The sequence below is a fragment of the Streptomyces spinoverrucosus genome, assembly GCF_006539505.1.
GTDB lineage: Bacteria > Actinomycetota > Actinomycetes > Streptomycetales > Streptomycetaceae > Streptomyces > Streptomyces spinoverrucosus.
Genome location: NZ_BJND01000019.1, coordinates 1 through 13063, shown reverse-complemented (window position 1 = coordinate 13063; position 13063 = coordinate 1). Strand labels below are relative to the sequence as shown.

Genomic DNA, 13063 nt, shown 5'->3' with positions numbered 1-13063 from the left:
CCTACGTGGCGCGCGTACAGCGGCCCGTCGGGGCCGTCGCCGGTGGGCGGCACTGGAGGGCGAAATCGGCCGGGCTGGCGCTCAGGTAGCGGCCCAAGCAGGCGTTCGGAGTCGTATGCCCGCGCTCGGCGCAGAAGGTCAGTGCCGCGCGGCCGTCGGCGAACGGGCCCGGGGCGTAGAACACCCAGTAGCCGGGGCGGAGCGAGGCGTAGTCGTCGCTGCGGACGACGACGGCCTCGGGGACGGACTCGCGGATCCGGGCGAGGCTCCGGTCGCGGGCCGCGGTGCCCGCGGAGAGCGGTTCGGAGTGGAGCTGGGCGATCCAGCGGCCGGTTCCGGGCGGGGTGGGCGTCGGCGTCGAGGGAGTGCCCGCCGCTGAGCCGCCTTCCGCTACGACCGTCTGCTTGTCGTCCTTCTTCCCGTCGTCGGGCGTGAACAGGGTGAACGCGAGTGCGGTGACCGCGCCGACGGCCAGCAGGGCGGTGACGGCGACGAGGAGCGGTTTGCGACCACGAGGCCGACGCCCCGGACGCGGCCTGTCCAGCTGCGTCGGTGTCGGCGCCGGTGTCGCCGTCCGCGTGGGCGGAGCCCAGTGCGGCGTGGTACCCGACTCGACCTGCGCCAGCAGCGCGTCCAGTTGCTCGGCGCCGGGGCGTGCCGCCGGGTCGCGTACGAGGAGGGACTGCAGGACGGGGGCGAGGGGGCCGGAGCTGGCGGGCGGGGGCACCGGGTCGTCGAGGACCGCGGCCAGCGTGGCGAGGCTCGTGTCGCGGCGCAGGGGGCTGACGCCTTCCACGCAGACGTACAGGACGAGCCCGAGGGACCACAGGTCGGCCGCCGGGTCGTCGCCGTGGCCGCGGACGCGCTCGGGCGCCATGTATTCGGGAGAGCCCACGAGCTCACCGGTGACCGTCAGCGCGGTCGCGCCCTGGAGGGCGGCGATGCCGAAGTCGGTGAGGACGGCGGTGCCGTCGGGGCGGAGCAGGACGTTGGCGGGCTTGACGTCCCGGTGCTGGATGCCGGCCGCGTGCGCGGCGCGCAACCCGGAGAGCACCTGGCGACCGATACGAGCTGCCTCCGGCGGGCTCAACGGGCCGTCGGTCAGGCGTTGTTGGAGCGAGACGCCCGGCACCAGCTCCATCACGATCCACGGATGGGGATCCGCCTCGATGATCTGATGGACCGTCACCACATAGGGATTGCTGAGCCGGGCCAGCGCCCTCGCCTCCCGCATGACCCGTTCCCGTACCGCCTCGGAGGCCTCGGCGTCCGGACGTACCGCCTTGAGCGCGACATCGCGGTGCAGCACGGTGTCCCGGGCCTGCCAGACCGTGCCCATTCCCCCGCTGCCGAGCCGCTCCAGCAGCTCGAAGCGTCCGTCGATCATGTCCCCCGGTGCGTTCACGTGCCCAGGTTAAGGCAGGAGCCACGACACGGCGGACGCGGGCGCGACTCGCACGCTCATGGCACGGATACGTCATTGGCATGGCGTCGTAACAGTCCTGACGGAGGCTCGTGTGGCACCTCCGGTCTCAGCAACAACTCGCCCCCCACGTGACCGGGTTGATCGGACGTCGCGTCCGGGTCGCGGGCGCGGTGAGGAGGAGTGAATGGCTACGGAGAGATCCACGGGATCCCGGCGTGACTTCCTGAAGTCCGTCGGGGTCGCGGGCGGCGCGGGAGTGCTCTACTCGGCGATGGGCGCACTGGGCCTCGCGCCGGCGCCGGAGGTACGGGCCGACGGGTACCGGGCCCCGGGCAAGAGCGACTTCACACTCAGCGGGCGCAGGGCCAAGAAGGTCCTGGTGCTCGGCGGCGGCATCGCCGGCCTGGCCACCGCGTACGAACTCGGCAAGGCGGGCTACGACTGCCGGATCCTGGAGGCGAAGGACCGGCCCGGCGGCCGCAACTGGACCGTGCGCGGCGGCACGTCCCTGACCGATCTGGACGGCCGTAAACAGACCGCGTCGTTCTCCAAGGGCCAGTACATGAACGCGGGGCCCGCCCGGCTGCCCCAGTCGCATGTCACGCTTGAGTACTGCCGTGAACTCGGCGTTCCCGTCGAGGTGTTCACCAACCAGAACGCCAACGCGTACATCTACCACGAGAGCAGCGCCGCCCTCGCGGGGCAGCCGATCCGCTGGCGCACCGCGAAGGCCGACGTCTACGGCTACGTCTCCGAGCTGCTCGCCAAGGCCACCGACCAGGGCGCCCTGGACGCCGAGCTCACCGCCACCGACAAGGAAAGGCTCATCGCCTTCCTGCAGAACTTCGGCGCCATCAAGGGCAAGGCGGACGGCTACGCGTACACGGGCACCGACCGGCGCGGTTACTCCGTGGAGCCGGGCGCCGCCTTCGAGGCGGGCACGGTGCTGGGACCGGTGCCCTCACTGTCGGACGTCATAGCGAGCGGCGTCGGGCAGCGGTTCTCCTTCGAGTTCGGCTACGACCAGGCCATGCTGATGTTCCAGCCGGTCGGCGGCATGGACACCATCCCGTACGCCCTGGCCGGGGCGATAGGGCGGGACCGCATCACGTACGGCGCCGAAGTGCTGGAGGTCAGGAACCTGGCGGATGGCGCCGACGTCACCTACCGGGACGCCCACGGCCGCACCCGTACCCGGCACGCCGACTTCGTCGTCGCCGCCGTACCCCCCATGGTCATGGCCCGCATCAAGCACAACCTCGGCGCGGACGTCACCGCCGCGCTGAAGTACCCGGTCGCGACACCCGTCGGCAAGATCGGCCTGGAGTACCGCAGCCGCTGGTGGGAGACCGACGAGCACATCTACGGCGGGATCACGCCCACCGACACGGACCTGGCCACCATCTGGTACCCGTCCCACGGCCACTTCGGTCGCCGCGGCACCCTCATCGGCTATTACAACTTCGGCGCCAACGCCCTCGCGTACAGCGTGCTGCCGCACAAGGAGCGCCTCGCGCGGGCGGTGAGCCGCGGTGTGAAGATCCACGGCGAGAAGTACCGCACGGAACTCGACCACTCCTTCAGCGTGGCCTGGCATCGCACCCCGCACATCGAGGGCGGCTGGGTTGGCTGGCCCTCGCAGGACGGCCCCGAGTACCGGCTCCTCAACCGGCCCGCAGGACATGTGTACTTCGCCGGGGACTGGCTCAGCCACGTCATCGCCTGGCAGCACGGCGCTTTCAGCTCGGCCCGCAAGGTCGTGACCGACATCCACGAGAGGGTGATGGCCGCATGAACCGGCGTACAAAAGTTGTCATCGGTACGGCCCTGACCGCCTCGCTGCTCACGGGTGGTACCGCGCTCGCCGACGCCCGGGGCTGGTGGCCCGGCCCGAAGGAGGTCCGCGTCATGCTGCCCGACGGCCAGTCCAACCCGGCCATCGCGAACGGCGTGGCGACGGGCGGAGCGGTGGCCGTGTACCAGAGCAGTGGACTCGGGCCCTCCGCACTCAACCCCACGGCGCCGCCGGGGACTCCGGAGTACTACACCGACCCGTCCCTCACCGAGGGCGCCCAAGGAGTCACGATCACCGAGGCGCAGGCGCTCGTCGTGCTGCGCAACATCAAGACGAACCTGGAGGCCGCGGGGCTCACCCCGGCCGACGTCATCACGATGAAGTGCTACCTGATGAAGCCGCCCGACGCCGAGAGCGCCGACTACGCGGGGTGGAACCGCGCGTACAGGCAGTATTTCGCCAACATCGACCTGGTGACTCATCAGGTGGTGCCGGTGCCGATGGGCACTTCGGCACCCAAGGCGCCGCTGCTCGCCAACAAGGCCCGTCCGGCACGCGCCACGATGGAGGTCGCCTCACTGGCTGTCAAGGGCTGGCTGGTGGAGGTCGAGGTCACCGCGGCGTACCGGAAACGCTAGCCGTGAAGATCGGCCGAGATACGTCGGGGCGGGGTCCGCGAGCGGGCGCCGCCCCGTACGTTGCCACTCTCCTGTCCGGCACGCCAAGTCCTGTACTGGGAGCACCCTTGGACATCGAAGGCACCTCAGACGCCCCCCGTTCCGGCCCGCTCTCCCGCCGCAGATTCCTCCAGGCCGGTGCCACGGCCACCGCCCTCGCAACCGTCAGTGCGCCGGTCGCGGGCGCCGCCTCCCGTGCGACCACCCTCTCCCTGACCGCCGCCACGGGCGGCTCGGCAACCCTCGCCGGTGACCGGCTGGTCGCCGAGGTGCAGAACGTGCTCTGGTCCATCCCGCGCGACGGCGGCAACGCCATGGCGCTCACCCCGCCCGGACTCGAACCCACCCGCCCCCAGTTCTCGCCCGATGGCAGCCGTCTCGTCGTCTGCGCCTATCGCGACGGAGGCTTCCACCTCTGGACGCTGCGCCCCGACGGCACCGGGCTGCGGCAGCTCACCGACGGCCCCTGGGATGACCGGGGCCCGGCCTGGTCGCCGGATGGCACCCGGGTCGCGTTCGCCTCCGAGCGCGGCGGCGATCCCGTGACTGGAGCGCCGTACCGCATCTGGGTCGTGGACGTGCGCACCGGCGAGCTGACCCGGCTCACCGGGCGCTCCGGCCAGGACGAGGCGTCGGCCACTGAGGACTTCGACCCGGCTTGGTCGCCCGACGGTGAGCGGTTGCTGTTCGTGCGGGCCACCGTCACCGCGTCCGGCGCCCTCCACGCGACCACCATCGCCTCGGTCGCCGCCGACGGCTCGGGCCCGGTCGGCACCGAGCACACTGACGACTCCGGCGCCCAGCTCATGACCCCGGCCGTCTCGCCCACCGCCCGCCTCGCCTACCTGCGCACCACGCCGCACCCCACGGCCACCTGCACCCTCGTCGTGGACGGGAAGCCGGTCGCCGTCGAGGGCGATGTGCTCCCCGCGCCGCCCCGCTGGACGGACGACGAACGGCTGCTCCTCACGGTCGACGGTCACTTCCGCCTCGTCGACCCGGCCGCACCGGGCGACGGCGAGGAGATTCCGTTCACGGCCACACTGCCCGTGGACCGTCCCCGCTACCGCGTCAAGAAGTACGACTTCGACGGCACCGGCACCCGTCCCGTCCGCGCGCTGCATCTGCCCGCCCTGTCACCGGACGGCCGCCGGGTCGCCTTCGCCGCGCTCAACGCGCTGTGGACCGCGGACACGGCGGGTGGCGGGGCGCCGCGCAGGGTGTTCCAGGTTCCCGCGACGCGCTATGTGCTGGCGCCGGACTGGACGCCTGACGGGACCGCGCTGGTGTTCGCCGACGACCGGGACGGGCTGTTCGCTGTACGACGCCGAGACCTCGGCTCCGGGGCGGAGACCGTGCTCGCCGAGGGCGGGCGCGTCTTCCCCGCCCTCTCGCCCGACGGGACGCGGCTGGCCTGCCTGGACATGTCCGGCAACCTCGTGGTGCGCGACCTGCCCGACGGCACCGAGCACGTCCTCGCCGCACCACTCGGCCCGGGTGGGCTGCCCGGCCGCCCCAGTTGGTCTCCCGACGGCCGGTACGTGGCCCTGTGCGACCGCAACCGCCTCAACCGGCGTTTCCGTGAGGGCTACAACCTCATCCGCGTCGTCGACACGACCGACGGGAGCGCCGCCCTGCACGCCCTCGCCCCGCACGTCTCGCTCTCCGACCGCTACGACTCCGGGCCCGTCTGGTCTCCGGACGGCCGCTGGATGGCCGTCATCGCGGAGTCGGCGCTGTGGCTGCTGCCGGTGCGCACCGACGGCACCCCCGACGGCGAGCCGCACCTGTTGACCGCCGAGCCGGCCGACCACCCGTCCTGGTCGGCCGACGCCCGCACCCTGCTCTACCTCTCGGCGGGCAACCTCCGCCTGATCGACGTCGGCAGCGGCAAGGCCCGTACCGTCCGCGTCCGGCTGGACTACCGCAGACCGCGCCCGGCCGACACGGTGGTGCACGCGGGCCGCTTCTGGGACGGCACCGGGTCGGAGGTGCGCGAGGACCTCGATGTCGTGATCCGCGACGGCCGTATCGCGGAGGTCGCCCCGCACCGGACCGGCCGCCGGGCCGCACGCCGGCTCGACGCGAGCGACCGCACGGTGATCCCGGGCCTGTGGGACGCGCACACCCACCCTTGGCACACCACCTACGGCGGCCGCCAGTCCGCGCTCCAACTCGCGTACGGCATCACGACGGCCGTCTCGCTGGGCGGGTTCGCCTACGAGCAGGCGCGCATCCGGGAGGCGGTCGCCGCCGGTGTCCTGGCCGGACCGAGGCTCCTGACCACCGGCGAACTGCTCGACGGGGCGCGCGTCGCCTACAGCATGGGCCGCGCCCACCGCACCCGCGAGGGCCTGCGCCGCTCGCTGGCACGCGGGGCGGCGCTGGACTGGGACTTCGTGAAGACGTACGTACGCGCGCCCGGCTGGGTGATGAAGGAGGCCGCCGAATTCGGGCACGAGCGGCTCGGCGTGCGCAGCGGCAGCCATCTGTGCAGTCCGGGCGTGCAGCTGGGCCAGGACCTGACGACCCATCTGCAGGCGACGCAGCGGCTTGAGTTCGGGCACGCGACCTCCGCCACGGGCCGCGCCTACCAGGACGTCGAGGAGATCTACACCCGCACCGACTTCCACCTGGTCGCGACCCCGTTCACGGCAGCGCCCCTGCTCGGCGCCGACCCGGCGCTCGCGGACGATCCGCGCGTGACCGCGCTCATGCCGCCGTGGGACACGGCGCTCGTGCGCGAGGAGACCGGAAAGCCACCCACCGACGCTCAACTGACGACTCTCGACAGGGAGTTGAGCGTCTACCGGCGAATCCTCGCGGGCGGCGGGCTGGTCGCGCTCGGCACGGACCAGCCGATCGTCCCGGTCGGGCTGCACCTGCATCTCGCCCTGCGCGCACTGCACCGCGCCGGGCTGTCGGCGGCCGAGGCACTGCGGACCGCCACCCTGCTGCCGGCGCGGGTCTTCGGCGCGGATGCCGACCTGGGCACGCTGGAGGTGGGCAAGCTCGCCGACCTGACGATCGTGGACGGCGACCCGTTCACCGACTTCGCCACCCTGATCCGCACGGTGGCGGTGCTCCGCGGCGGCATCCTCTTCGAGCAGGCGGACCTGGTCGACGCGTTCGAGGACACGGCCGCGGCCGTGCGCAGCGATGCCGCCTCGGCCGTGGACTGGCTGGAGGTCAGCCGCCATATGCGGCGCGAGGGGTGCTGCGATCCGGAGAGCGGGGGCTGAGAGCAGGGGCGGCGCCCCCCGAGCTCAGTGGCTCCGGGGGTTTCTGCGCGGCGTGATGACGGCGTTGGGCAGGTTCGGTGCGGGGAGGCGGTCGCCCGGGTGGCCCTCGACCGCACCGAAGCGGTCGGAGGACGCCTCCCAGTCCTCGCGGGCACGGACGATGTCCTCGTGGGTGCGGCCGACGAAGTTCCACCACATGACGATCTCCTCGTCGAACGGGGGACCGCCGAGCAGGATCGTCCGCGCCGCACCGTCCGACTCGTTCACCAGTGTCAGGGCGTCGATGCCGGGATGGACGTAGCCCAGTTCGGCCGGGCGCAGCAGTGTGTCGGCCAGGCGTACGTCCCCGCTGTCGATGAGGAGGCCGTGCTCGAAGTCGGCGTCCACGGTCAGGGTGATCGCAGTGCGCGGAGCGAGGGTGATCTCGGCGCCGAGCAAGGGCGAGAAGGTCCGAACCGGGGAGGTGTCTCCGGCGAGTGAGCCGAGGAAGACCCTGATCTCGGCGCCGTCGATCCGCACGGGTTCGGGCGCGTAGTGCTGGAAGTCGCGTGCGGTGTTCCGGTGGTCTCCGGGCAGCGCCACCCACAGCTGGACGCCGTGGAGGACGGTGGCGCGCGGGGTGGAGACCTCCGAGTGAGCGATGCCGTAACCGCCGGTCATCAGATTCAGCTCGCCGGGCCGGACGAGGGCATGGCTGCCGAGGCTGTCGCGGTGCTCGATCTCTCCGCTGAACAGCCAGCTCACCGTCTGCAGTCCGGTGTGCGGATGCGGGGGCACGTCCATGCCGCCCGTGCGGGAGACGTCGTCCGGGCCGTAGTGGTCCGCGAAGCACCAGGCGCCGATCAGTGTCCGGGCACGCTGTGGCAGCGTCCGCCGTACGGACATCGCCCGCGGCCCACCCAGGGGCACCTCCCGCGCGGAGATCACGTCGACTCGCGCCACCTTGGCCGGCCGCGTGTCGTCGACCAGCGCCCCGCACCTCACTGCCGACGGCTCGGCTTCCACGTTGCTCACTGAGACCACCTCTCGCCCATCCTGCTTGTCCTCACGCCGGTTCCTCGTCCAAGTGCTCGACCACGCGATCGGCGACGCGCGCCAGCGTGCGCAACTCCGCCGGAGTGACATGGTCGAGGAACAGCGACCGCACCGCCTCGACATGGAGCGGAGCAGCGGCCTCGATCGCCGCGCGCCCCTCCTCCGTGATCACGACGAACGCGCCACGACCGTCCTCGGGGCACTCCTCACGCGCGACCAGCCCGCGCTTCGCCATGCGGGCGATGTGATGGGACATCCGGCTCTTCTCCCACTCCACCGAGCGAGCCAGATCCAGAAACCGCTGCCGGCCGTCCGGAGCGTCGGTCAGATTGACCAGCACCGCGTAGTCCGCCGCCGACAGCTTCGACTCCGCCTGGAGCAGGCGGGACAGCCGACCACCGAGCCGCTCATGCAGCCGTACAAAGCTCCGCCACGCGTGCTGCTCCTCCGCAGTCAACCACCGCACCGCTTCTTCCGCCATGCAGAAAGTGTAGCGGTGGTTGACGTCTCATCTAGCTCATGGAGGGCGGAACCGTCGAGTCAGCCCACCTTGATCTTGGAAGCGTTCTCGGCACGGCGAGGTGCTGGGCGGCGGGAGAGTCGGGGTTCTGGGTCAGCGCACGCACGGCGAAGCCCGCGTCGGGGTCGGCGAGGAGCGCCCGCGCGACGCCGCCGCCCGATGCCGGGACTTCGCCCCCAGCGGTTGATACATCATCTAACCTCCCGTAATTTGGATGACGCATCAATCACATGGGCTGCGGACCCCCGCCAAGCGGTACGCAGACCCCGATCACAAGAGGTATCTGTGAACGTCGCTTTGTGGACCGTCGCGGCCCTGCTCGCTCTGGTGTTCCTCGGTGCCGGCGCTGCCAAGCTCGCCCAGCCGAAGGAGAAGCTCACCGCCTCCCCGTCAATGGCGTGGGCGAACGACTTCGCGCCGGGGGCGATCAAGACGATCGGCCTGCTGGAGGTTCTCGCCGCGATCGGGCTGGTCCTGCCGGCGGCGGTGGACATCGCGCCGACTCTGGTTCCTCTGGCCGCTTCGGGACTGGCTCTCACCATGTTCGGCGCCGCGATCACGCACAGCCGACGCGGGGAGTTTCAGCCGGTCGTGGTGAACGTCGTACTGCTCGCCCTGGCCATCTTCCTGGCCTGGGGCCGCTTCGGGCCGCACGCCTTCTGAGGCGCGGCAGCCCGTTCGCGAGGAATGCGTTTGTACGCCGCTCGGGCACCCACTACCTTCCCGGCGTGGATCTCTTCTCACGCTCCTGGGCGGCGTTGCGCGCGGCGGTCGCCGAACTCGCGGACGAGGACTTCGCTCAGCCGTCCGGCTGTAGCGGGTGGCTGGTGCGGGACCTGGTGTGCCATCTGGTGATCGACGCCCAGGACGTCCTGATCACTCTCGCAACGCCCGTCGACTCGGAACCGACCCGCGACGCGGTGACCTACTGGGAGGTCACCGACACACCGCCGACCGGCGACGACCCCCTCGACGCGTTGATCGTCCGGCTGGCGGCCTCGTACCAGGAGCCCTGGTTGCTCAAGTTCCACCTCGACGACGTCGGCTCCGCCGCCGGCCGCGCCGCCGAACTCGCCGACCCTGGCCTCCGGGTCGGCACCCGCGACCAGGTCCTCACCGCGGGCGACTACCTCTCCGCGTACGTCCTGGAGTGGACACTGCACCACCTCGACCTGGCCGCGCACCTCCCGAACGTCGCGGAACCGCCCGCGGAGGGGCTCGCCCGGACTCGCGAGATGCTGGAGGAGATCGCCGGGAGGGCGTTTCCTGCGTCGTTCTCCGACAAGGACGCGCTGCTGGTTGGCACGGGACGCCGTACCGCGACCAAGGCGGAGAGGGCCCAACTGGGCGAGCTGGCCGCGGAACTCCCGCTCATCCTCGGGTGATCGCAGGAATCTCGACTCAGGAAGCTCAACCGCACCTGCCGGTTCGGGGTGTCGCGTCATGCCCTGACACCCACTCAGGAGTCGTAGCGCTTGGTTACCACAACCATGGTCCCCACGAGCGCCGCGCCCACCGGCGTCTCGGCCCACAGAGCAAGCAGCAGCGGCTTCTCTTCCACGGAATTCAGCAAGTGCGCGATCTGGTCGGCCTCCGGTGCAGCGGGAAGGGCACAACGGACCATGTTGTTGCCCGTCGCACTGCTGTGCTCCCCGTATTCTTCGTCGGGATCGTCCGGCTCCCAACGCCCGATCTCGATTTCCCACGAACCGTCGTCATCGCCAGGTTCCGGCGCTTGGACCGTCATGTAGAAGCCGTCAGAGTCGTACGGCTCCGCAAAGATCTCGCGGCTGGGGTCATCCAGTGAGGCCCACATGCCGGTGCACCGGGAGTGTGCCGTGACCAGCACCCGGAGGTCGGCGACAGCCTTCTCCCGCTCCTCCGTGGTGAGCCCCGCCTCACGGCGATCGAGCTGTTCGCGCGTCTCGTCGCTCAGTGTGTCCATTCCGTCGTCATACTTCACGAAGGGATGGCCGAATTCCCAGTGACGCGCGTTCTCCGTCTCAGGTCCCGAGGAAGTTCCCGAGAAATCGTCGAGCGCCGCACACAACTCGGCTTTTTCCAGCGCCAGTTCGGAACGTATCGCCCGACTCACCGTATCGGGCACAGTCACAAACGCATTCTCCAGATCGGCCAGCGCCTGGTGAAGCCGCAGACAGACGCCGCAAGGTGCTTGCGCGGGTAGTAGTCCACACGCTGTTCCCGGCAGTCGTGGACACTGACAGGGACGGTGGCGAAGGCGGAGATCCGATTGAGAGCATCGACGATCGGACCCGCAAGGCGCGAATCGCCAAGACTCGTCACGGTCTTGGACACGACGCCGTCCGGACCCTGGTAGGTCGCCAGGATCTGAGTCTTCCCACGGTTGGCGTGCTGAGAGTAGATAGTCAAGGGGACGCGTTCCGCCTGTCCGGCAGACGACAGCAGCCGGACAGGATGGGTGCGTAGACGGATGGACGGCGCGCCACAAGCGGAATCTCGCCTCGGCCCGGGCGGGGCGGACGGACGGCCCCTGAAAAGGACTTCGCTACGAATTTTCGAATGACCCCGCTGGGCAGGCTCCGACGACTGGTCATCGAGCACCGCGTCGGTGAGAGCCACGGCCGCGAGGAACTCACCCGACGGGAACAAGACCTGGGCCGGCCACGGGCCGCCGGCCGTCGCCGAACACCCCCGACGTCTCCTGCACGACCACCCGCGCTCCGCCAGGCGCCTGGCCTTCGAGCCGCACTCCCTCGACCTCCGCCGACGTCGTCTTCAGGCCCAGCCCCACCGCGATCTCCTTGGCCTTCACCCCGGTCACGGCGTCAGCTGGGCTCGGGGTCGGTGAAGTGCAAGTGGCCGGGCGGTGGATGCGGGAGTGTGCCGGCATCGGTGGCGCACAGGCCGTCGAGGGCCAGTGCGAGGTAACGGCGCCATGCCTCCGGTTCCCCGGCGAGCAGCGGTGCCGCTGTCTGATGGATGCCGCCGAGGAGCAGCACGATGTCCGTCCCCGTGATGTCGCCGCGGACGGCGCCTTGTTCGCGTGCCCGGGCCGTGAGTGCTTCGACGGCCACGCAGAGGTGATCGATCGCGTCCCGCACCTCGGCGTGCTGTAGCGAAGGGCGTCCGATCACTTCGCAGAACGCCCGGTCGGCCGCGAGGGTCTCGACGCCGTCCGTCATGAACTCCCGGAGTGCCGCACCCGCGTCGTCGGCCCTGTGGAGGCGGTCGGCGTTGCGGGTGAGCCGGTCGAGCAGTTGAAGCATGATCGCCGCCAGCAGGTCTTCCTTGGAAGCGAAGTGACGGAACACCGTGCCCTTGGCGAGGCCGGCGCGCTGGGCGATCTCGCCCATCGACGCGTCCAGCCCGTGCTCGGCGAACGCTGCGGTGGCGGCGTCGAGCAGGAGGCGTCGATTGCGCACATGGTCTGCCCGCTGGCCCGGTGCGGCTGTCGTTCCAGTCATCCAAACCTCCTCCTGGGGTGCACCTTAACACAACATGACCCTTCGGTCAGGTTATCTGTTACGCTCAACGTGACCCGTCGGTCATCTTCAACCTTCCGGCCCGCTGATTGCCCTCGGGGGCGCCTGGCGGAGCCCGGTTCGAACCACTCCACTCCTGGGAGGAACACGTGAGCGACACCCTGGACGGCAAGGTTGCCCTCGTCACCGGTGCGTCCTCGGGCATCGGTCAGACCACCGCGCTCGCCCTGTCGAAGGCGGGTGCCCGGGTAGCGGTCGGGGCTCGCCGGACAGACCGGCTGCAGTCCCTCACGCAGGGCGCCCCCGGCGAGATGCTGGCCATCGAGCTGGACGTCACCGACCTCCAGTCGGTGAAGAACGCCGTGGCCGCGACCGTCGACCGCTTCAGATCACTCGACATCCTGGTGAACAACGCGGGCGTGATGCTCAGCAGCGCGATTCTGGGCGCGGACACCACCGAGTGGACGCGCATGGTCGAGACCAACCTGCTCGGATCGATGTACACGGTCCACGCCGCGCTGCCCCATCTGCTCGACTCCAAGGGCGCCGTCGTGCAGATCTCCTCGACCTCGGGACGTACGGCATCGGCCGCGAGCGGTGTGTACGCGGCCACCAAGTTCGGCATCAACGCCTTCTCGGAGGCGTTGCGGCAGGAGGTCACCGAGCAGGGCGTCCGCGTCGTCGTCATCGAGCCCGGATTCGTTTCGACCGAGCTGACCAGCCACATCACCGACCCGGCCATACAGGCCGCGGCCAAGAGCATGGCCGAGTCCATGCGGACCCTTCAGCCCGAGGACATCGCCGGCGCCGTCGTCTACGCGGTCACCCAGCCCGAGCACGTCGCCGTCAACGAGATCCTGATCCGGCCGACCGACCAGACCCGCTGAACGCTGAGGCGGGTCCC

General features: G+C 70.6%; 12 protein-coding genes. 6 read left to right on the top strand and 6 right to left on the bottom strand.

Going from position 1 to position 13063, the window contains the following annotated elements:
• Position 1: 1 nt before the first annotated feature.
• Complete coding sequence (locus SSP24_RS13380) at positions 2 to 1405, bottom strand: serine/threonine-protein kinase (RefSeq protein WP_229866334.1); 1404 nt, start codon at positions 1403 to 1405, stop codon at positions 2 to 4.
• 205 nt (positions 1406 to 1610) lie between these two features.
• Between SSP24_RS13380 and SSP24_RS13375 the strand changes: the two genes are divergently transcribed.
• From SSP24_RS13375 to SSP24_RS13365, 3 genes are all read left to right on the top strand, one after another.
• A complete protein-coding gene (locus tag SSP24_RS13375; protein ID WP_141309735.1) occupies positions 1611 to 3221 on the top strand; it encodes a flavin monoamine oxidase family protein in 1611 nt (536 codons plus the stop codon).
• On the top strand, positions 3218 to 3859 hold the full coding sequence (locus SSP24_RS13370) for a Rid family hydrolase (protein ID WP_141309734.1): 642 nt from the start codon (positions 3218 to 3220) through the stop codon (positions 3857 to 3859). Before SSP24_RS13375 ends, SSP24_RS13370 begins: the two co-directional genes overlap by 4 nt.
• Positions 3860 to 3966: 107 nt before the next feature.
• Positions 3967 to 7140 (top strand): amidohydrolase family protein, encoded by a 3174-nt coding sequence (locus SSP24_RS13365; protein ID WP_141309733.1) that lies wholly within the window; start codon positions 3967 to 3969, stop codon positions 7138 to 7140.
• Between the two features lie 24 nt (positions 7141 to 7164).
• Here SSP24_RS13365 and SSP24_RS13360 read toward each other — a convergent pair whose 3' ends face one another.
• Together SSP24_RS13360 and SSP24_RS13355 are read right to left on the bottom strand one after the other, a co-directional pair.
• Complete coding sequence (locus SSP24_RS13360; protein ID WP_141309732.1) at positions 7165 to 8154, bottom strand: pirin family protein; 990 nt, start codon at positions 8152 to 8154, stop codon at positions 7165 to 7167.
• 31 nt (positions 8155 to 8185) lie between these two features.
• Complete coding sequence (locus SSP24_RS13355; protein WP_141309731.1) at positions 8186 to 8656, bottom strand: MarR family winged helix-turn-helix transcriptional regulator; 471 nt, start codon at positions 8654 to 8656, stop codon at positions 8186 to 8188.
• Positions 8657 to 8980: 324 nt separating this feature from the next.
• On the opposite strand from SSP24_RS13355, the gene SSP24_RS13345 reads away from it, so the two are divergent.
• On the top strand, positions 8981 to 9358 hold the full coding sequence (locus tag SSP24_RS13345; RefSeq protein WP_141309729.1) for a DoxX family protein: 378 nt from the start codon (positions 8981 to 8983) through the stop codon (positions 9356 to 9358).
• Between the two features lie 65 nt (positions 9359 to 9423).
• Positions 9424 to 10080: a maleylpyruvate isomerase N-terminal domain-containing protein gene (locus tag SSP24_RS13340; RefSeq protein WP_141309728.1), complete on the top strand. Its 657-nt coding sequence runs from the start codon at positions 9424 to 9426 to the stop codon at positions 10078 to 10080.
• A gap of 74 nt (positions 10081 to 10154) precedes the next feature.
• On the opposite strand, the gene SSP24_RS13335 is transcribed toward SSP24_RS13340, so the two are convergent.
• The 3 genes from SSP24_RS13335 to SSP24_RS13325 all read right to left on the bottom strand — a co-directional run bounded on the left by SSP24_RS13335 (position 10155) and on the right by SSP24_RS13325 (position 12141).
• Positions 10155 to 10808: a hypothetical protein gene (locus SSP24_RS13335; protein ID WP_229866333.1), complete on the bottom strand. Its 654-nt coding sequence runs from the start codon at positions 10806 to 10808 to the stop codon at positions 10155 to 10157.
• A gap of 501 nt (positions 10809 to 11309) precedes the next feature.
• Positions 11310 to 11498, bottom strand: coding sequence for a hypothetical protein (locus SSP24_RS13330; RefSeq protein ID WP_229866332.1), 189 nt, complete (start codon positions 11496 to 11498; stop codon positions 11310 to 11312).
• Positions 11499 to 11502: 4 nt separating this feature from the next.
• On the bottom strand, positions 11503 to 12141 hold the full coding sequence (locus SSP24_RS13325; protein WP_141309727.1) for a TetR/AcrR family transcriptional regulator: 639 nt from the start codon (positions 12139 to 12141) through the stop codon (positions 11503 to 11505).
• Positions 12142 to 12308: 167 nt separating this feature from the next.
• On the opposite strand from SSP24_RS13325, the gene SSP24_RS13320 reads away from it, so the two are divergent.
• Positions 12309 to 13046, top strand: coding sequence for an SDR family NAD(P)-dependent oxidoreductase (locus tag SSP24_RS13320; protein WP_141309726.1), 738 nt, complete (start codon positions 12309 to 12311; stop codon positions 13044 to 13046).
• The last annotated feature ends 17 nt before the right edge of the window (positions 13047 to 13063 follow it).

Excerpts from the sequence above, each read along its gene's own strand:
- SSP24_RS13375 (WP_141309735.1), top strand. The coding sequence starts at position 1,611 with ATGGCTACGGAGAGATCCACGGGATCCCGGCGTGACTTCCTGAAGTCC.
- SSP24_RS13370 (WP_141309734.1), top strand. The coding sequence starts at position 3,218 with ATGAACCGGCGTACAAAAGTTGTCATCGGTACGGCCCTGACCGCCTCG.
- SSP24_RS13355 (WP_141309731.1), bottom strand. The coding sequence starts at position 8,656 with ATGGCGGAAGAAGCGGTGCGGTGGTTGACTGCGGAGGAGCAGCACGCG.
- SSP24_RS13325 (WP_141309727.1), bottom strand. The coding sequence starts at position 12,141 with ATGACTGGAACGACAGCCGCACCGGGCCAGCGGGCAGACCATGTGCGC.